This window comes from Paraburkholderia fungorum, from assembly GCF_046026025.1.
Taxonomy (GTDB): Bacteria; Pseudomonadota; Gammaproteobacteria; order Burkholderiales; family Burkholderiaceae; genus Paraburkholderia; species Paraburkholderia fungorum_E.
This window is the reverse complement of record NZ_JAQQFL010000001.1, coordinates 85,968-104,667: the sequence shown is the minus strand read 5'-3', so window position 1 is coordinate 104,667 and position 18,700 is coordinate 85,968. Positions and strand designations below refer to the sequence as shown.

Annotated in this window: 18 protein-coding genes; 8 read left to right on the top strand and 10 right to left on the bottom strand. The window is 63.0% G+C overall.

Features of this window, described 5'->3' with window-relative positions:
• Window positions 1-119: 119 nt before the first annotated feature.
• The 3 genes from PQR67_RS00475 to PQR67_RS00465 form a co-directional block, all read right to left on the bottom strand.
• The gene (locus tag PQR67_RS00475; RefSeq protein WP_408452969.1) at window positions 120-632 is read right to left on the bottom strand and encodes an ureidoglycolate lyase; all 513 of its coding nucleotides are present in this window, start codon (window positions 630-632) and stop codon (window positions 120-122) included.
• Between the two features lie 13 nt (window positions 633-645).
• The gene (gene alc / locus PQR67_RS00470; protein ID WP_408452966.1) at window positions 646-1,656 is read right to left on the bottom strand and encodes an allantoicase; all 1,011 of its coding nucleotides are present in this window, start codon (window positions 1,654-1,656) and stop codon (window positions 646-648) included.
• A gap of 132 nt (window positions 1,657-1,788) precedes the next feature.
• Window positions 1,789-3,117 carry a C4-dicarboxylate transporter DctA gene (locus PQR67_RS00465; RefSeq protein WP_408452964.1) on the bottom strand — a complete coding sequence of 443 codons (1,329 nt, stop codon included), beginning with the start codon at window positions 3,115-3,117 and terminating at the stop codon, window positions 1,789-1,791.
• 227 nt (window positions 3,118-3,344) lie between these two features.
• Here PQR67_RS00465 and PQR67_RS00460 point away from each other — a divergent pair, with 227 nt between their 5' ends.
• Complete coding sequence (locus tag PQR67_RS00460; protein ID WP_408452961.1) at window positions 3,345-4,037, top strand: FadR/GntR family transcriptional regulator; 693 nt, start codon at window positions 3,345-3,347, stop codon at window positions 4,035-4,037.
• An 80-nt stretch (window positions 4,038-4,117) separates the two neighbouring features.
• On the opposite strand, the gene gap is transcribed toward PQR67_RS00460, so the two are convergent.
• Entirely contained in the window at window positions 4,118-5,128 is a 1,011-nt protein-coding gene (gene gap, locus PQR67_RS00455; protein ID WP_074282197.1) for a type I glyceraldehyde-3-phosphate dehydrogenase, read from the bottom strand.
• Between the two features lie 96 nt (window positions 5,129-5,224).
• A complete protein-coding gene (gene tkt, locus PQR67_RS00450; RefSeq protein WP_408452959.1) occupies window positions 5,225-7,246 on the bottom strand; it encodes a transketolase in 2,022 nt (673 codons plus the stop codon).
• Between the two features lie 379 nt (window positions 7,247-7,625).
• On the opposite strand from tkt, the gene speE reads away from it, so the two are divergent.
• The 3 genes from speE (at window position 7,626) to PQR67_RS00435 (ending at window position 9,782) form a co-directional block, all read left to right on the top strand.
• The gene (gene speE, locus PQR67_RS00445) at window positions 7,626-8,495 is read left to right on the top strand and encodes a polyamine aminopropyltransferase (protein ID WP_408453791.1); all 870 of its coding nucleotides are present in this window, start codon (window positions 7,626-7,628) and stop codon (window positions 8,493-8,495) included.
• Between the two features lie 113 nt (window positions 8,496-8,608).
• The gene (locus tag PQR67_RS00440; protein ID WP_028196424.1) at window positions 8,609-9,022 is read left to right on the top strand and encodes a VOC family protein; all 414 of its coding nucleotides are present in this window, start codon (window positions 8,609-8,611) and stop codon (window positions 9,020-9,022) included.
• Between the two features lie 19 nt (window positions 9,023-9,041).
• Window positions 9,042-9,782: a 16S rRNA (uracil(1498)-N(3))-methyltransferase gene (locus tag PQR67_RS00435; RefSeq protein WP_408452957.1), complete on the top strand. Its 741-nt coding sequence runs from the start codon at window positions 9,042-9,044 to the stop codon at window positions 9,780-9,782.
• Window positions 9,783-9,894: 112 nt separating this feature from the next.
• Here PQR67_RS00435 and PQR67_RS00430 read toward each other — a convergent pair whose 3' ends face one another.
• The 3 genes from PQR67_RS00430 to PQR67_RS00420 all read right to left on the bottom strand — a co-directional run bounded on the left by PQR67_RS00430 (window position 9,895) and on the right by PQR67_RS00420 (window position 13,650).
• Window positions 9,895-10,455 carry a barstar family protein gene (locus PQR67_RS00430; protein WP_408452954.1) on the bottom strand — a complete coding sequence of 187 codons (561 nt, stop codon included), beginning with the start codon at window positions 10,453-10,455 and terminating at the stop codon, window positions 9,895-9,897.
• Between the two features lie 16 nt (window positions 10,456-10,471).
• Window positions 10,472-10,882 (bottom strand): ribonuclease, encoded by a 411-nt coding sequence (locus PQR67_RS00425; RefSeq protein ID WP_408452951.1) that lies wholly within the window; start codon window positions 10,880-10,882, stop codon window positions 10,472-10,474.
• Between the two features lie 428 nt (window positions 10,883-11,310).
• Window positions 11,311-13,650, bottom strand: coding sequence for an NADP-dependent malic enzyme (locus tag PQR67_RS00420; RefSeq protein WP_408452949.1), 2,340 nt, complete (start codon window positions 13,648-13,650; stop codon window positions 11,311-11,313).
• A gap of 220 nt (window positions 13,651-13,870) precedes the next feature.
• Between PQR67_RS00420 and thiL the strand changes: the two genes are divergently transcribed.
• The 4 genes from thiL to PQR67_RS00400 all read left to right on the top strand — a co-directional run bounded on the left by thiL (window position 13,871) and on the right by PQR67_RS00400 (window position 16,634).
• Complete coding sequence (gene thiL, locus PQR67_RS00415; RefSeq protein WP_408452946.1) at window positions 13,871-14,869, top strand: thiamine-phosphate kinase; 999 nt, start codon at window positions 13,871-13,873, stop codon at window positions 14,867-14,869.
• Entirely contained in the window at window positions 14,859-15,431 is a 573-nt protein-coding gene (locus PQR67_RS00410) for a phosphatidylglycerophosphatase A family protein (RefSeq protein ID WP_408452943.1), read from the top strand. Before thiL ends, PQR67_RS00410 begins: the two co-directional genes overlap by 11 nt.
• 91 nt (window positions 15,432-15,522) lie before the next feature.
• Window positions 15,523-16,023 (top strand): CinA family protein, encoded by a 501-nt coding sequence (locus PQR67_RS00405; protein ID WP_408452940.1) that lies wholly within the window; start codon window positions 15,523-15,525, stop codon window positions 16,021-16,023.
• An 80-nt stretch (window positions 16,024-16,103) separates the two neighbouring features.
• Window positions 16,104-16,634: a cupin domain-containing protein gene (locus PQR67_RS00400; RefSeq protein WP_408452938.1), complete on the top strand. Its 531-nt coding sequence runs from the start codon at window positions 16,104-16,106 to the stop codon at window positions 16,632-16,634.
• A 44-nt stretch (window positions 16,635-16,678) separates the two neighbouring features.
• On the opposite strand, the gene pyrF is transcribed toward PQR67_RS00400, so the two are convergent.
• Window positions 16,679-17,494, bottom strand: coding sequence for an orotidine-5'-phosphate decarboxylase (pyrF, locus tag PQR67_RS00395; protein WP_408452936.1), 816 nt, complete (start codon window positions 17,492-17,494; stop codon window positions 16,679-16,681).
• 128 nt (window positions 17,495-17,622) lie between these two features.
• Window positions 17,623-18,672: an aldose 1-epimerase gene (locus PQR67_RS00390; protein ID WP_408452933.1), complete on the bottom strand. Its 1,050-nt coding sequence runs from the start codon at window positions 18,670-18,672 to the stop codon at window positions 17,623-17,625.
• Between the last annotated feature and the right edge of the window lie 28 nt (window positions 18,673-18,700).

Sequence of the window (18,700 nt, the reverse complement as noted above, 5' to 3'; positions counted from 1 at the left end):
ACGAAAAAACCCGGCCGATGAAAATCAGCCGGGTTTTTTGCGTGTGCAGCACGACGGCCGCGTCAGGACGCTCGCGCCACCTGGCATGCCCGGCGTGGCCGCCGGGCGGCGGCGCCAGCTCAGTCCACCAACTCTGCGCTCGCTTCAAACAGCAGCCGCCACGGCTCTGCCAACGATAGTTCATCGCAGTTGGGCTGCTCGCCGCCACGATCCACCACCACAAAATCGCTCACCTGGTCGAGTGCAAGCAGCGGGTGATGCCAAACACCTTTGGCATAGTTCACGCCTTGCCAGCCGTCGCTCCAGAACGCCCGCATCCGCGCCGGATTCAATTCGCCGGCCGGCGCGACAACCACCAGATAGCGGCCCGCCGTTAAGGGAATGAAAGCCTGACTGCCCAGCGGATGCCTTTCCAGCATGGCGATTTCGATCGGCAGCGCGCGCGGCTGCGCCCGAAACAGATTGATCAGCGGCCGGCCGCCGTTCTCCGTGACGTCGACGTTCGCGAGGTCGTGATAGCGCTCGGTCGTGCCGCCGTTGATCGGAAAATGGCGTGCGCCGTCCAGTTCGATGACGTCGCCGAACGGCGCGAAAGCCGCCCGCGTCAGGCGTTCCACATGCAAGGTCTTCATCGGCGCGACTCCGTTACGCGATCTCGCCCCACAAGCGCAGGCGCGATACGCCTCCGTCCGGGAAGACGTTGAACCGCACGTGCGTCACCGGCCCGAGGGACGCGATGCCGTCCGAGAACGTGTGCACATGGTCCATCTGCAATTTCTGTTCGCCGATCAGCACCGGCCAGAACATCGCCTGCGTGATGAGCGAATCGTCGGTTCCGCCCGTCACCGAGGCCGCCTGCAGCGAGCAGCGATCCGGGTAATTGCCCTTGAAGTGCGCCGTATCCACTTCGATCTTGCGAATCACGCCCGGCCGCGCCAGTGCGACGATCGCCCAGTCGTTGCCTGGCTCGCGACGGCGCCGTGTTTCCCAGCCATCGCCCATATTCACGCCCCGCCCTGGCATCAGCATCTGCGAAGCCGGCCCGAAATGCTGATTGTTCGCGGCGACAAGGTATGCGCCGTTTTCGATCGCGGCGAGATCCAGCAGCGTGCCGCGCTCAACGCGCTCCCAGTCGCGCTTCGGCTGGCCATACACACGCAGACGCGCGAGACCGCCGTCTGGATACAGATTCACGCGCAGATGCGTGAAGGCGCGGACGTCGTTCACTTCGACGTAATGGTGCTGGTTGCCCTGTAGCGTGGTGGCCGGCACGAGCGTTTGCCAGTCGGCATTGTCGGGCGGAAGCTCGCCGTCCACGTAACACGCGTCGATCGACGCAGCCGGCGGGAAGTTGCCGGTGAAGTGACTCGTGTCCAGATCGACGCCATGCACGACGCCCGGCCGCGCGAGCCGGATCACGCAATAGTCGTGGCCAGTGGTGCGCTTGCGGCGGGTTTCCCAGCCGTCCATCCATTTGCCGTGGTCGTCGTACTTGCCGGGAATGAACACCGCCGGCTGCGGCTCGAGCATGCGTTCTTTCGGCGCGAAGAATTCGTCGCTCGCATAAAGCGCCTGTGCGCCCAGGCGCGGGTCGGCGAGGTTCATGTAGCGACGGGTGAAGGCGGGAGCGTTGGGGTCGAGGATCGGATTAGCCATAGTCTCAGTCAGGCGACGAAAAGTGAGAAGAGCCGGCGGAGTCAGATCATCCGCCGGAGCAGAACGCGCGCTGCGTTGGCGCGCTGTTGAATAGCTATGAATCTGGCCGCGGTGCGACGGGGCCGAGCCTTGTCAAACGGCCGGCACATGTTCACCGGAGGTGGGGCCAACAACAGCGTCTTCGCCGGCGGGCACGTAGCGCAGTGCTTCGTCACGGTTAAGCACGCGATGAGCGCGCGCCCGGTCGATATCGTTTTCCCACACGGCCACAACCACGGTTGCCACGCAGTTGCCGATCAGGTTGGTCAGCGCGCGGGCAATGCCGACGAACCAGTCGACCGGCAGAATCAGCACGAGGCCGAGCACGGGAATCGCTGGAATCGCCGACAACGTCGCGGCCAGAATCACGATGGCCGAGCCGGGAATGCCGTGCGCGCCCTTCGACGTCACCAGCGACACCAGCACCACCACGATCAGGTCATGCACGGACAGCGGTGTATTGGTCGCTTGTGCGATGAAAATCACGGCAAGCGTCAAATAGATGGAGAAGCCGTCGAGATTGAAGGAGTAGCCAGTCGGAATGACCAGCCCGACGGTCGAATCCTTGACGCCCATCCATTCGAGCTTGCGCATGATCTGCGGCAGCACGGCGTCTGAAGAAGCCGTGCCGAGCACGATCGAGAGCTCTTCGCGCAGATAGCGGATCAGCTTGAAGATGCTGAAGCCGGCGAGGCGCATCACCACGCCCAGCACGACCACCACGAATACGATACAGCTCGCGTAGAACACCACCACGAGCATGCCGAGTTGCTTGAGCGATTCGACGCCGTAGGTGCCCGTCGTAAACGCGATCGCACCGAGCACGCCGAGCGGCGCGAGCTTGATGATGAAACCCATCACGCGGAAGAACACCTGCGAAAGCTCGTCGATCAAGCTGCTTACGCGTTGCGCCTTATTGCCGAGCAGTGACAACGCCGACCCGAACAGCACTGAAAACACGAGGATCTGCAGGATGTCGCCGGTCGCGAATGCGTTGAACGCCGTGTCGGGGATGATCTTCAGCAGAAAGCCGGCCGTGTCCTTGAGGCTCTTCGCGTTCTCGGTGTAGGTCGCGAGCGATGCGGGGTCGAGCGAGTGCAGGTTGATATTCATGCCGACGCCAGGCCGCGTTGCGTAGGCCAGCACCGCACCGATCAGGAGCGCGATCGTCGTCATGGCCTCGAAATAGACCACCGCCTTCAGACCCACGCGGCCGACTTTGCGCAGATCGCCGGCATGCGCCATGCCGCTCACTACCACGCAGAAGACGATCGGACCGATCACCATCTTGATCAATTTGAGAAAACCGTCGCCGAGCGGGCGCAGCGATTGGGCGAAATGCGGGAACACGGCGCCGATCACGATGCCCGCCACCAGCGCTATGACGACCCGGCCAAACAGTGAATTGAAGAACTTCAACACGGCTTCCTCCTGGTTAGGATTCACATCTGTTCAGACTGGTCCGACCAGTGCTGTTATGGCAAATAGTAGGAAGCCGATATACTGGCGTCAAGAAATCATTAAATAGCGTTTACCCGCTGTTTTTTAACCATTTGGGGGCGGAATTGCGTATGTTTGACGACTCATCGTACGAGCGTTCAGAACGCGCATACAATGCTGGTCAGACCGCGCACTTATAGTGAGCCACGATGAAAAATGTTCCGCATACCGTCACCGATGCCGCTATCGCGATCATCCGCGAACGGATCGAAGCGGGCGTCTATCCCGTGGGCAGTTTGCTGCCGGCGCAGCGTCAGCTCTCCGAGGAACTCGCGATCAGCCGCGCGTCGCTGCGCGAGGCGCTTTCCACGCTCGAAGCACTCGGTCTGCTGACGATCCGCCCTGGCAAGGGCGTCTACGTGGAAAGCGCGCAGGCGGTGGCCGCGCAATCGTGGCGTTTCGCGGAACAGTCCTCGCTGCCTGATACGTACCAGATGCGTTTTGCGCTGGAAGGCTTTATTGCACGCATGGCAGCGCTGGCAGTCAGCGAGGCCGATCTCGCCTGGTTCGAGGACAACATCGCGGCCATGCAAACGGCGCTCGCCTGCGACGAACTCGACGAAGCCGCCCGCCTCGACTACGGCTTTCACATGCGCATCGTGAGCATTGCCGGCAATGCGGCAATCGAATCGATCCTCGGCAGCGCCGCGGAAATCATGAAGGAAAGCCAGCGAATGCCGTTTTACCGGCGCGAGTTGGTGCTTTCCACCTACACCGAGCATCGGGCGATTCTCGACGCGCTCAAGGCGCGCGATTCCGCCGCGGCCGGCAAGGCAATCGAAACCCATATCTCGAACGCCGCGCAGCGCGCCGGCGTCTATTTCCCGACGCCGCAGGCGTAAAAAAAAGCCGCTCCGAGGAGCGGCTTTTGTCTTTCTGCCCTGCTGGCCGCGCAGACCGCAGGGCATAGAAAGCAAACAGCTTACTTCGCGTTGGCCAATGCCACGGCCGTGTCCAGCATGCGATTCGAGAAGCCCCACTCGTTGTCGTACCAGCTCGACACCTTCACCAGACGGCCCGACACCTTGGTCAGCGTGGAGTCGAACGTCGACGAAGCCGGGTTGTGGTTGAAGTCGATCGAGACCAGCGGCGCCGTGTTGTAGCCGAGGATGCCCTTGAGCGAGCCTTCCGATGCTTCCTTCATGATCGCGTTGACTTCCTCGACCGTCGTATCGCGCGCTGCGATGAACGACAGGTCGACGATCGACACGTTGATCGTCGGGACGCGAATGGCGTAGCCGTCGAGCTTGCCGTTCAGTTCCGGCATCACGAGACCGACCGCCGACGCCGCGCCGGTCTTGGCCGGGATCTGGCTGTGCGTGGCCGAGCGCGCGCGGCGCAGGTCTTCGTGATACACGTCCGTCAGCACCTGGTCGTTCGTGTACGCGTGGATCGTGGTCATCAGACCGTTCACCAGGCCGATCTTGTCGTTCAGCGGCTTGACGAGCGGTGCCAGGCAATTGGTCGTGCACGATGCGTTCGAGATCACCGTGTCCGATGCCTTCAGGACATGGTGGTTCACGCCGTAGACGATCGTCGCGTCGACGTCTTTACCGCCCGGCGCCGAGATAATCACCTTCTTTGCGCCACCCTTGATGTGCGCGCTCGCTTTTTCCTTGGTCGTGAAAAAGCCCGTGCATTCCAGCACGATGTCGACGTTCAGTTCGCCCCACGGCAGTTCTGCCGGGTTGCGGTTAGCCAGCACGCGGATCTTGTCGCCGTTCACGACCAGGTAGTCGCCGTCCACCGAGACTTCGCCCGGGAACTTGCCGTGCGCCGTGTCGTATTGCGTCAGGTGAGCATTGGTCTTGGCATCGCCAAGATCGTTGATGGCGACGATTTCGATATCGTGCTTCTTGCCGTTTTCATAGAAGGCGCGCAGCGTGTTGCGGCCGATCCGGCCGTAGCCGTTGATTGCGACGCGAATCGTCATGGTCTATCTCCTGATGGCTGAAAAAAAATCGTCCATGTTGGTCTGATTTGCCGGGTTTGCCGCGCGTGGGGCCGCGCGGCAAACCTTTAACGCAGATCAGCCGAGTGCGGCTTTGGCCGTCTCTACCACGTGCTCGACGGTGAAGCCGAAATGCTTGAACAGCACGCCTGCGGGGGCCGATTCGCCGAACGTGTCGATCCCGACAACGCCGCCTTCCAGACCCACGTACTTGCGCCAGAAATCCGACACGCCCGCTTCGATCGCGACGCGGCGCACGCCGTGCGGCAGCACGCGTTCGCGGTACTCGGCGTCCTGCTTGTCGAACACGGTGGTCGACGGCATCGACACGACGCGAGCGCCGATGCCTTCGCGCGCCAGCGGCTCGACCGCGTTCAGTGCCAGCTCGACTTCCGAACCGGTGGCGATCAGGATGATCTTGCGCGCGGGGATTTCGTCATTCCAGTCGCGCAGCACGTAGCCGCCCTTTTCGATATTGGCGATCTGCGCGTCCGTGCGTTCCGAGAACAGCAGGTTCTGACGGCTGAAGATCAGGCACGACGGGCCATGATGCTCGACCGCGTGGGTCCAGGCCACCGCCGTTTCGACCGTGTCGGCCGGGCGCCACACTTGCAGATTCGGAATCAGACGCAGGCTGGCGACGTGTTCGATCGACTGGTGGGTCGGGCCATCTTCACCCAGACCGATCGAGTCGTGCGTGAACACGAAGATCGACGGCGCTTTCATCAGTGCCGCAACGCGCAGCGCGTTGCGGCTGTAGTCCGAGAACGTCAGGAACGTGCCGCCGAAGGCCTTGAAGCCGCCATGCAGCGCGATACCGTTGATCGCGGCGCTCATGCCGAATTCGCGCACGCCGTAGTTCACGTAGTTGCCGGCGGCCTTGCCTTCAGCGTTCACGCGCACCGGTTTGGCGGTCTTCCAGTTGGTCAGGTTCGAACCGGTCAGGTCGGCAGAGCCGCCGAGCAGTTCCGGCAACACGGCCGACAGACCTTCGATTGCCTGTTGCGATGCCTTACGCGTCGCGATGGTTTCCTTGCGTTCGTTCGCGCCGGCGATGATGGCTTGCGCCTTTTCCTTCCAGTCGGCGGGCAATTGCTTCGCGTCGCGGCGCTTGAATTCAGCGGCTTCCTGCGGGTACCGGGCTGCATACGCCGCAAACGCCTTGTCCCACTCGGATTCATTACGCGCGCCAGCTTCCTTCGCGTCCCACGCGGCATAGACTTCTTGCGGAATCACGAACGGCTCCCACTTCCAGCCGATCTTTTCGCGCGTTGCCGCGATTTCCTTGTCGCCGAGCGGCGAGCCGTGTGAATCGTGGCTGCCGGCCTTGGTCGGCGCGCCTTCGCCGATCACGGTCTTGCAGCAGATCAGCGTCGGCTTGTCCGACAGCTTGGCTTGCTTGATTGCCGCGTCGACCGCGTCGACGTCATGGCCGACCACGTTCGGGATCACGTTCCAGCCGTACGCTTCGAAGCGCTTCGGCGTGTCGTCGTGGAACCAGTGCACCACTTCGCCGTCGATCGAGATGCCGTTGTCGTCGTAGAACGCGATCAGCTTGTTCAGCTTCAGCACGCCCGCGAGCGAGCAGGCTTCATGCGAGATGCCTTCCATCAGGCAGCCGTCGCCGACGAACACATACGTGTGGTGGTCGACGATCTTCGCGTCAGATTTGTTGAATTCGGTGGCGAGCAGCGATTCGGCGAGCGCCATGCCGACCGCGTTCGCCAGACCCTGGCCGAGCGGGCCGGTGGTGGTCTCGACGCCCGGCGTGATGCCGTATTCCGGGTGACCCGGCGTCTTGGAATGCATCTGGCGGAAGTTCTTCAGCTCTTCCATCGGCAGATCGTAGCCGGTGAGGTGCAGCAACGAGTACAGCAGCATCGAGCCGTGACCGTTCGACAGAACGAAACGGTCGCGATCGGCCCATTGCGGGTTCTTCGGGTTGTGACGCAGATGGCGCGACCACAAAGCCACGCCGATTTCGGCCATGCCCATCGGCATGCCGGGGTGGCCGGAATTCGCTTTTTGAACAGCATCCATGGACAACGCGCGGATCGCGTTGGCCATCAGGGAGGTGGGTGCGGGAGACGGGGTCGTCATGTCGAGTCCGGAGACAGAGTCAGAAAGCGGTGCGCGCTTGAGGCCCGGCTGCTCGAATGCCAGTCCACTTCGGCGCACGGTGCGGCGCCGGGAGACGCGAAACGGGCAGAGCAAACGGACAAGGCTGAAAGCGTGACATTCTAACAGAACGTTGCACCGCTCCCCGCGCGCAAAGCCGCCTGGTGGCCTGGTTCCGGGCTGGTTCCGGCCCGATTGCTGGCTGCAAGCGCGCCGGTTTTTGGCCGACTGTCCAGTTATTGCTGGCTGACAGCGCGTCGGTTTCGAGCCGGCGCTGCACGCGAACCAGATCCGCCCCACGCTTGCGCCTTTACAATTGAGCGACACCAACCCACCGCGCTCCCAACGGGGCCCGTCATCCGTGAGCGCTCCCCTGCTGTTCCAACCCACCGCCGACGCAGTCTACGGATTTCCGAACGCGCAGCGGCTTGCCCGCGTCGATTCGCCCTACCAGCGGATCGAGGTATGGGACACGCCGCAGCTCGGCAGGCTGTTTACGCTCGACGGCCGCCCGATGACGTCGACCGGCGACGAATTCATCTATCACGAATGCATGGTGCATCCGGCCGCTCTGGCGCATCCTGCGCCGAAAGCGGCGCTGGTGCTGGGCGGCGGCGATGGCGGCGCCGCGCGGCAATTGCTGAAGCACCCCGGCATCGAGCGAATCGTGGTGGCGGAACTCGATGCCGAAGTCGTACGCATGACCCGCGAGTATCTGCCCGAGGTGCACGGCGGCGCTTTCGATGATCCGCAAGTCGAGTTGGTGATCGGCGACGCCGCGGATTATGTCGCCGCCGCCACGGCGCAGTTCGATCTGGTCGTCTTCGACCTGACGCCGCCGGACTCGCCCGCCGCAAGCCTATACACACCGGACTTCTACACGCAACTCAAGCGCGTCATGAGCCCGAACGCCTTGGTCTCGCTGCATCTCGGTTCGCCGTACTTCCACGCCGAACGGGTCGCCGGCCTGCTCGGCGATCTGCGCGCCTCGTTCGCCATCGTGCGCACTATGCATACGTTCATCCCGCTCTACGGCTCGCTCTGGATGATGGCGACCGCCAGCGACACGCTCGACCCCGCCGCCCTCACCGCCGAAACACTCACCCAGCGTGTCGCCGCACGCCAAATCGACTCGCTGAGGCACTACGACCCGGCCTTTCACGCCGGACTGTTCTCGGCTTCCCGCTCCGTGCGCGATAAACTAAGTCAATTCTTAAAGCCAGCAAGCTAACGCGTGGGCAAAATGCACGGTTCGGTCGGCGCGCGCTATCGGTAAGTCGATACGCAACCGCCTACCTGGCCCCGCAGCATGCATCCCGCAACCCCAATGATCCGGAGAAACCCATGACCGCCTCCCGCCCAGCCGGTGTGCCCTGGTTGACCCCCTATCTGACGGTGCGCGACGCACGTGCCGCGACCGCGTTCTTCGAGGCGGCATTCGGCTTCGAGATACGCGATAGCGTCCAGGACGACGGTGTCGTCATGCATGTCGAGATGACCTATCAAGGCCAGCTGATCGTGATGTTCGCGCCGGAAGGCGCGTTCGGCTCGGCGGCGAAAACACCCAAAAGCGCGGGCGCGATTGCGCCGCAATCGTTTTATGTCTATGTCGACGATGTCGACGCGGTTTACACGCGGGCGCTAGCCGCCGGCGCAAAATCGCTGAGCGAGCCACAGGATCAGTTCTGGGGCGACCGGTTTGCCCAGGTCGAAGATCTGGACGGCTACCGTTGGGCGCTCGCTCGCCACCTTTCCTGAACTAATGAGTATTTTTCTGATGCCTCGCTTCTTCGTCGGTACGCCTCTCAAGCCCGACGACATCATGCAGTTGCCCGATGACGTCACGCGCCACATCCTCGTGCTGCGCTTGCAGCCCGGTGATTCGATCGTGCTTTTCAACGGCGAAGGCGGCGAATACAGCGCCGAACTCGTCGAAGTCGAACGCCGCTCGGCCAAGGTGAGAATTCACGAATTCCGCAATATCGACGTGGAAGCGCCGTATCACCTCACGCTCGCGCAGGGCATTGCTGGCGGCGACAAGATGGACTGGCTCATCGAGAAGGCCGTCGAACTCGGGGCATCGTGTTTCGTGCCGCTAACCACCACGCGCAGTGTCGTGCGGCTGGCAGGCGACCGCGCGCAGCGGCGGCATGTGCACTGGCAGGGCATCGTGCGGGCGTCGTGCGAACAGTGCGGACGCAATCGCCTGCCGGAAGTGATGCCAGTGCGTGAGATCGCCACGTGGCTCGGCGCGCTCCCCCGCACGCTTGAAGAAGGCGAGTTGCGCATTCTGCTGTCGCCACGCGCCAGCATCAGCTTTTCGGCGCTCCCCGCCAATCCGCCGCTCGGCCGTGTGATGGTGCTGGTCGGCCCCGAAGGCGGTTTTTCGGCGGCGGAAGAAGCCGCTGCAACCGATCACGGATTTACCGCAGTCGGCCTCGGTCCGCGTGTACTGCGCACGGAAACGGCGGGCATCGCGGTACTCTCCGCGTTGGCAGCCCGCTGGGGTGGCTGGTAAGCCAACCCCATGATTTTAAACGAAAAATGGAAAGGCCCGCTAATTGGCGGGCCTTTCCATTTGTTTTTCAGCCGCGCAAGTTCAGTCGCGCAAGCAATGCCTTGGGCATCCCTTAGGCAAACGAATAAAACACCCGGAACGCGACCTTGCGCTCGGCCCAGAACTCGGCCGCTTCGCGGAACACGTCCAGTAGCGTCTCGCGCCCTTCCTTGTCGAACTTTTGCGCGACGGGCAACTGCTCGAGCACGATCACGAACCCGGGTTGCGCGCCTGCCTTGTGGACCAGATCGGTCAGGCAATCGTAGAGCGCATCGTAATTCTTGCCGAAATGCTTCGGAAACAGGAACGACGTAGCAATGGTCTCCAGTACTTCCTGCTTGGACTGGGCGTTCGCACAGTAAGCGTACAGAAAATGCTGGCCGAGTTGCGTGGCCTCGTCAGCTAGATCCTGCACGCGAAACGCGCGGATCGACTGTACGATGTTCGGTCGTACGGTCTTGAAAAGGCTCATGGGCTCCTCGTTCGATGAAACCACAGTGCTAGCTTCGCTCTGGTTATCCCGGCCCTGGTCGCCGGCGCGCATCCGCATGACGCGCTGGAACAAATTGCCGTCGCCGGCCGCGAAAAGATCCGTCGCGACTCCGGAGTCGTGCGCGTAGACGTTGTCGCTCATGCCGTTCATCCCGATGTCATTCAACAATACGATTAAAACTGGTGTAATGGTCGTCCGAGTAGTAACAGTTGTCGATCCGCTGTAGCGGACCTCCGCAGACGATGCGACGCGCCCCGCGGTTTCTCGAGCGAGGCGTGGGAACGGTGTATTCGTGGTAATAGCCGCGCCGATGCGGCGGCAGCAACCGTTCGCGATTGCCGAATACGATGCCGTCCTTCTCATACGGGTAAGGCCCGCCCGCGGCAATCAAGTTCAATGTATTGACCGCTTCGCGTGGCAACTGCGCCGCCGCGATAGTGCCCTGCACCTGTGCATCGGCGGGTGCCGTGTAGTCGCGCGCAAACGCGCCAGGCACGGAGCCAGATAAAGCGCAGAGCGTCAAAGCACCGATCAGCACGCCTTTAATGCGCTGCCACTTGCGTGCCATGAATCAAGGTTCCCCGCTGTTAGATCACGAGTTTTACGACCATGAAAGTCGTAAGGGTATCGCTAAAACCCCACAGAATCAACGTTCGCCGGATCGGCACAAGCACCCAATCGCGCGGGAAAGAGCCACGGAACAGGCTTTGACGATATTTGACAGAATATTTAGCTTACAGAAGCTAAAATTAGCTCAATTGAGAAAATTGCGTTGAACTCAAACTCGCAAAGCGCCCATCGCGGTCCATTGCGCAGTTCGTTCTCTGTGGTGAAAGCCTTGTGGTCGCTGCAGTCTCTCAAAGGCTGAATGGTTTCATTCAGTCTTTTTTAGGGTGGCTATCCCCTGTTCACCCGCAGGCGTGCCCATTGCGGGCACGCCTTTTTTTTGCGTGACGCCCGGTCAGGCGACGCCACGCTTCAGTCCCGGATCAAGAATCAGCGGGATGCGATTACATCCGCCACCAGCAGCGCGGTCATGTTGACGATGCGGCGAACCGTCGCCGAGGCCGTCAGCACGTGCACCGGCTTGGCCGCGCCGAGCAGCATCGGACCAATCGCGATGTTGTTGCCCGCGGCGGTCTTCAGCAGGTTGTACGAGATGTTGGCCGCGTCGATGTTCGGCAGCACCAGCAGGTTCGCGTCGCCTTCGAGCGTCGAATCGGGCAGCACTTCGCGGCGCAGATTCGCGTCGAGCGCGAGGTCGCCGTGCATTTCGCCGTCCACTTGCAGCTCCGGCGCACGCTCGCGCAGGATCGCCAGCGTGTCGCGCATTTTCTGCGCGCTCGGCGCATTGCTCGAACCAAAGTTCGAATGCGACAGCAACGCGACCTTCGGCTCGATACCGAAGCGACGCACTTCCTCGGCCGCCATGATCGTGATCTCGGCAAGCTGTTCCGGTGTCGGATCGACGTTCACGTGCGTGTCGACCAGGAAAATCTGGCGGTTCGGCAACACCAGCGCGTTCATCGCCGCGTAGACCTTCGCGCCTTCCTTCTTGCCGATCACCTGATCAATGAAGTGCAGATGGCGGTGGGTGGTGGACACCGTGCCGCAGATCATGCCGTCTGCCTCGCCCCGTTCCACCATCATCGCGCCGATCAGCGTGGTGCGACGGCGCATTTCGAGCTTCGCCATCTGCTCGGTGATGCCCTTGCGGGACATCATCTTGTGATACTCCTGCCAGAAATCGCGGTAACGCTCGTCGTGATCGGTGTTCACGACCGTGTAGTCCTGACCCGCGACCAGACGCAAGCCGTAACGCGCAATACGTTGTTCGATCACCGCCGGACGGCCGATCAGGATCGGTTTCGCGAGCTTTTCGTCGACGATGATCTGCATGGCGCGCAGCACGCGCTCTTCTTCGCCTTCCGCGAACACAATGCGCTTCTTTTCCGGCTCGACGCCACGCGCCAACTGGAAAATCGGCTTCATGGTCGTGCCGCTGTGATACACGAACTGCTGCAGATGCTGTTCGTACGCTTCCATATCCTCGATCGGACGCTCGGCAACACCCGAATCCATCGCGGCCTTTGCCACGGCCGGCGCGACCTTGACGATCAGGCGCGGGTCGAACGGCTTCGGAATCAGATAGGCCGGACCAAACGAAAGATCCTGGATGCCGTAAGCCGTCGCGACGATATCGCTCTGCTCCTGGCGCGCCAGTTCGGCGATCGCATTGACCGCCGCAATTTCCATTTCACGTGTGACCGTTGTCGCGCCCGCATCCAGCGCGCCGCGGAACAGGAACGGGAACACCAGGACGTTGTTCACCTGGTTCGGGTAGTCCGTGCGGCCCGTGCAGAGCACGGCGTCCGGACGCACTTCGAGCGCCAGTTCCGGCAGGATTTCCGGGGTCGGGTTTGCCAGCGCGAGGATCAGCGGCTTGTCCGCCATCTGCTTGACCATGTCCTGTTTCAGCACGCCGCCGGCCGAAAGGCCCAGGAAAATGTCCGCGCCGCCGATCGCCTCAGCGAGCGTGCGAGCGTCGGTTTCGCGTGCGAAGCGTTCCTTGTCCGGGTCCATCAGCTCGACGCGGCCCTTATAGACCACGCCGGCCAGGTCGGTGACGGTGATGTTTTCGAGCGGCAGGCCAATGTCGACCAGCAGATCCAGACAGGCCAGCGCTGCCGCGCCCGCGCCGGACGACACCAGCTTGACCTGCTTGATGTCCTTGCCGACCACCTTCAAACCGTTGGTGATGGCCGCCGCGACGACGATGGCCGTGCCATGCTGGTCGTCGTGGAAGACCGGAATCTTCATGCGCTTGCGGCATTCGCGTTCGACGATAAAGCAGTCGGGCGCCTTGATGTCTTCGAGATTGATGCCGCCGAAAGTCGGTTCCAGCGCGGCGATCACCTCGACCAGCTTGTGCGGATCAGACTCGTTCAGCTCGATATCGAACACGTCGATGCCGGCGAACTTCTTGAACAGGACGGCCTTGCCTTCCATGACCGGCTTCGAGGCGAGCGGCCCGATGTTGCCCAGACCCAGCACCGCGGTGCCGTTCGTGACGACGCCGACCAGGTTGCTGCGCGCAGTGAAACGCGCGGCGTTCAGCGGGTTCTCGACGATTTCCTCACACGCGAAAGCGACGCCCGGCGAGTACGCCAGCGCGAGGTCGCGCTGGTTGATCATCTGCTTGGTCGGCGCGATCGCGATCTTCCCAGGGGTCGGGAACTCGTGATAATCGAGGGCGGCTTCGCGGAGTTTGCTATTGGCGGGAGTCGTCATGAGGCGGGCTTCGAAGTGCGGATTAGAATAGATGTTCGACGGCATTGTAGCCCCAATTGCCGGCTCAATTCCTTCAATACGGGTACAACTGCCACGACTGAAACAGAGTGAAAGGCAAACGTGGCGCGCTTTCGGCCGATTGCCCTTTGAATCGGCGTTGAGTACGAATAGCGTGTTTACCCGTGAGCGTCTTCGTACAATGCGCACCGTTAGCCGCTTCTTTTAGCCGCTCCTCATTGCAGTTGTCCGTTCATCCATTGCCGCCATGCTCTCCGAGTTTTCGCTGATCGATCGCTTCTTCGCCCGCCGCGCCGCCGCGGCAGCGTCCCGTGCCGATGACGGCACGCTCGGCATCGGCGACGACTGCGCCCTGCTGGCGCCGCGCCGGGGAGAAATGCTGGCGATATCGACAGACATGCTGGTGGAAGGCCGTCACTTCTTTCCCGATGTCGATCCCGAGGCGCTTGGCCACAAGGCGCTCGCGGTGAACCTGTCGGATCTCGCCGCGATGGGCGCAAGGCCCCAGGCGTTCACCCTGGCGTTCTCCTTGCCGAAGGCCGACGAAGCCTGGCTCGCCGCCTTTAGTGATGGTCTCTTCACCCTCGCTGAGCGGTACGGCTGCGATCTGATCGGCGGTGACACGACCGGCGGTCCGTTGAATCTGTGCCTCACCGTGTTCGGCAGCGTGCCGCCGCAAGCCGCGTTGCGCCGCGACGCCGCGCAGCCGGGCGACGACATCTGGATCTCCGGCACGCTCGGCGACGCACGGGCTGGGCTGGGCGTGCAGCGCGGCGAGTGGTCCGCCGATGCCAGCGACGCTGCGACATTTCGTCGCGCCCTCGAACGCCCGGAGCCGCGCGTCTTCCTGGGGATTGCGCTGCGGGGCATCGCGCATGCTGCACTCGATCTGTCGGACGGGCTGGCCGGCGATCTGCTGCACATCCTGGAACGCTCGAACCTGCACGCCACCGTCGACGTCGACGCCGTGCCGCGTTCAGCCGCGCTGCGCCGCCTCCCGCCCGAAATCCAGCAACGTTGCACGCTGGCCGGCGGCGACGATTACGAGCTGTGCTTCACCGCGCCGGCTGCAGCGCGCGCCGCGGTCGAATCGGCCGGCCGCGAGGTAGCGATACCGGTCACGCGCATCGGTACAATAAGCGCTCTTCAATCGGCGGCCGACCGCCCGGCGATCGGCTGGCGCAATGCCGCCGGCACGCCTCTCACTCTGACGTTGCAAGGCTTCGACCACTTTCATGCAGACTGATCCCCCGCTGGTGCCCGCTGACGACGTCATCGGCAATCCGCCGCCCAACGCGTCCGGCCCGCGCGCGCCGCGCCCTCAGCCGCGCCGTGCCACCGCGCGCTTCATGCTGTCGCATCCGCTGCACATTCTGTCGCTGGGTTTCGGCAGCGGCTTGTCGCCGGTTGCGCCGGGCACGGTCGGCACGCTGTTCGCCTGGGCATCGTTCGCCGTCCTGAGCCGTTACCTGACCGTGCTCGAATGGGGCGTGCTGATCGTCGCCGGTTTTCTCGGCGGCATTGCGATTTGTGGCTTTACCGCGAAGAAGCTCGGCACCGACGATCCGTCGCCGGTCGTCTGGGACGAAATCGTCGCGTTCTGGCTGGTGCTGCTGATGGTCACACCGGTCACGCTGACTGGGCAGTTCGTCGCGTTCATCGTGTTCCGTTTCTTCGACATGGTGAAGCCGCCGCCCATCGGCTATTTTGACCGCCGACTGAAAGGTGGCTTTGGCATCATGTTCGATGACCTGGTCGCCGCGTTTTTCACGCTGCTTGTGATTGCGCTCTGGCGCATGTCGGTTTAACCGTTGCCATTGGCCAGTGTCGGCCGGTGCCGGCCAGTGGCAGCACGCCGGCCGCCTCTCGCAGCAGTTCCTCGTTTTCCGGATTGACGCCATGCCTACCGATTCCGTGGTTCACCAGCTCGCGATTCGCGTGAGCAACCGCCTGCGCGACGAGCGCCTGATGCTCGTCACCGCCGAATCCTGCACGGGCGGCATGGTGGCAACCGCAATCACCGATATTTCCGGCAGCAGCGGCTGGTTCGAGCGCGGGTTCGTCACGTATTCGAATCAGGCGAAGTCCGAAATGATCGGTGTACCGGCCGAGCTGATCGAAAAGCACGGCGCGGTCAGCGAGCAGGTGGCGCATGCGATGGCCGAGGGCGCGCTGCGCAACAGCCGCGCGCAGGTGTCGCTATCGATCACCGGCGTCGCCGGCCCGGGCGGCGGCACCGAGACCAAACCGGTGGGGATGGTGTCGTTCGGCTGGAGCAATCGGCTGCATACGTCGGTGGAAACCAAGGTCTTCAAGGGCGACCGCGAGAAGATCCGCGTGCAAGCCGCCGCGCACGCGTTGCGCGGCGTGCTGGCTCTGCTCGACGAGCGCGAACATTAAGCCGAACGTTAAGCCGAACCTTAAACCGAACGTAAAACACTAACGTCCGGTCCGGTTCACAACCCGAGGCGCAGCCAACGATGCGTGACACGTCTGCTTCATCCGCAGCCAAAGAGGAGTTGATCCGGCGCTTCGCGCTGAAACCGCATCCGGAAGGCGGCTTTTTCAGCGAGACGTATCGGTCAGCAGAACCGGTCCGCCGCGATGACGGTTCAACACAGACGCGCTCGGCGTCCACCGCGATCTACTACCTGCTCTGTGACGGCGCGCATTCGGCATGGCATCGGATCAAGTCCGACGAGGTCTGGCATTTCTATGCCGGCGAGCCATTGAACGTCTACGTACTCGACTCAGCGGGCTCGCTGACGACACACACGCTGGGTAATGCGCTGACGCATCCGGATGCCGTATTTCAGGCGGTGGTGCCCGCGGGCCTGTGGTTTGCCGCGCAATGCGCGGACCCGGCGAGCTTCGCGCTGGTGGGCTGCACAGTTGCGCCGGGGTTTGAATTCAGCGAGTTCGAGCTGGCGGATGTTGAAGCGCTAAAGGCGCAACATCCGCAGCATGCGGCGTTTATCGAGCGGCTGGGGCCAGCCGCTCAAGCCGTCTGAACAGAAGCAGAAACCGCTTCACGGACAGATTCACAGCCCGCCGCTCACCGGAACGCATTGATCCGGTCACGTGTTTCCATCGCTGCTTTCGCTGCGGCTTCAGCGAAATCGTCGTCCTTGCCAGCGTAACTAATCGCCCGCGACGAGTTGATCAGCATGCCCGTGCCGTTCGCCGTGCGGCCGGCGTTGACCGTCGCCTGAACATCGCCGCCTTGCGCGCCGATGCCCGGAATCAGCAGCGGCATATCGCCGACGATTGCCCGCACCACTTCGATCTCTTTCGGGAAAGTCGCGCCAACCACGAGACCCAGTTGGCCGCTCGCGTTCCACTTGTCCGCCGCCAGTTGCGCCACGACCTGATACAGCGGACGCCCGCCCGTCTCCAGAAACTGCAGGTCCGAACCGCCCGCGTTCGAGGTCCGGCACAACACAATCACGCCCTTGCCCGCATGCTCCAGGTAGGGCTCGATCGAGTCGAAACCCATATAGGGATTGACCGTCACGGCATCCGCCTGATAGCGCTCGAACGCCTCGCGCGCGTACTGCTCGGCGGTGCTGCCGATATCGCCACGCTTCGCGTCCAGAATCACCGGCAAGCCCGGGTGGTTCGCATGAATGTGCGCGATCAGTTGCTCGAGCTGGTCTTCCGCGCGATGCGCGGCGAAGTACGCGATCTGCGGTTTGAACGACGACGCGTACGGCGCGGTTGCATCGACGATGGTGCGGCAGAAGTCGAAAATCGCCTCGGGACGGCCTGCGAGCGCACCCGGGAATTTGCTGGGCTCGGGATCGAGGCCAACGCACAGCAGCGAGTTCGTGCGCTGCCAGGCGTCGTTGAGTGTCTGGATGAAATTGGACATAGTGGTTCTCGCGGCGAGCCGATGACGGAAGTGGCGCGTATTTTACCCGTCCTGCGCGGCAGGCCGCGGCCACACGTGACACCGCTTCGGGCCACGAGCGTGCCGTGCCGCCCCGCCCTGCTCGCCAGCTACTGCCGCCGCGACCCGCGCGCACCCGGCATCGAGCGCAAACCCGTGCGTTCAACGCTGAAGCGGAACGTGCGCGTCAGGCGCTCGCCGCGGCTCAACATCGTCATGCCGTTCTCACACGCGCCGCCCGCCAGATTCATCGCGTTGATCGGATGATCGACCGGCTCGAAGCAGAAGAACGCTTCGCCCGGGGGCGTATAGAGCACGTAGTAGTCGGTGTCGGCAGCAATATTCAGCGACAGGCGCCGCTTCGGCCACACCACCGCCGCCTGCCCGCTCCAACCCGTGAACGCATGATTGACAATGGCTTCCGGCAGCGGATACGCCACCCCGAATTGCCACGCGGGCGGCGCCGGCACGTGACGCACCGGCAGCCAGTCGTCCCCGGAGAGCCACAGGCCGCCGGCCGCCGCCGATAGTTCGGTGTCCGCGTCGCGTACGAAAAACGGATGCACGCCCAACCCGAAAGGCAGCGCCTCGCGACCGGTATTCTCGATTTCCAGCGTGATGACGAGCGCGGGGCCCTCCAGCGAATAGGTTTGCGTCGCGCGGAATGCGTACGGTTTGCCGTCATGACGATCGAGCGTCAGACGGACATTCTCACGGTCCGATTCCGCGACCTGCCAGGCGGAGAGCCAGCCGTCGCCATGAATCGGCAAGGGTTCGTCGGTGCGGTTTTGCGGCACCTCGATACGTCGCCCCGCCACATTGAAATGACCGCCGCCGATCCGGTTCGAATAGGGCAGTAACGGATAGCAGGCCAGCTCGTTCGGCGGGGTATCGGCCGCCACATGGCGGCAGCGCCGGAAAATCGGCGTGAGCGCGCCGTCGTTGCGCCAGTCGAAACGCGTGACGCCGCCGCCGAGCGTCGGCGCGACGTCGAGACGCAAATGCGTGTTGGCAAGGGTGATGCACGCGAGCTCGCCGCCACTCGTCTCACCAACCGCAACCGCCGACGTACTGGGACCCGGAAGCACCGGATTGGCCGCCGCGTTGAGTCGCGCGCGCCGGCTCTGGGAAGAAGCGGAAACAGGATTCGCAACAGTCATATCTGGCTCCATCGAGAGGCGTGGGACA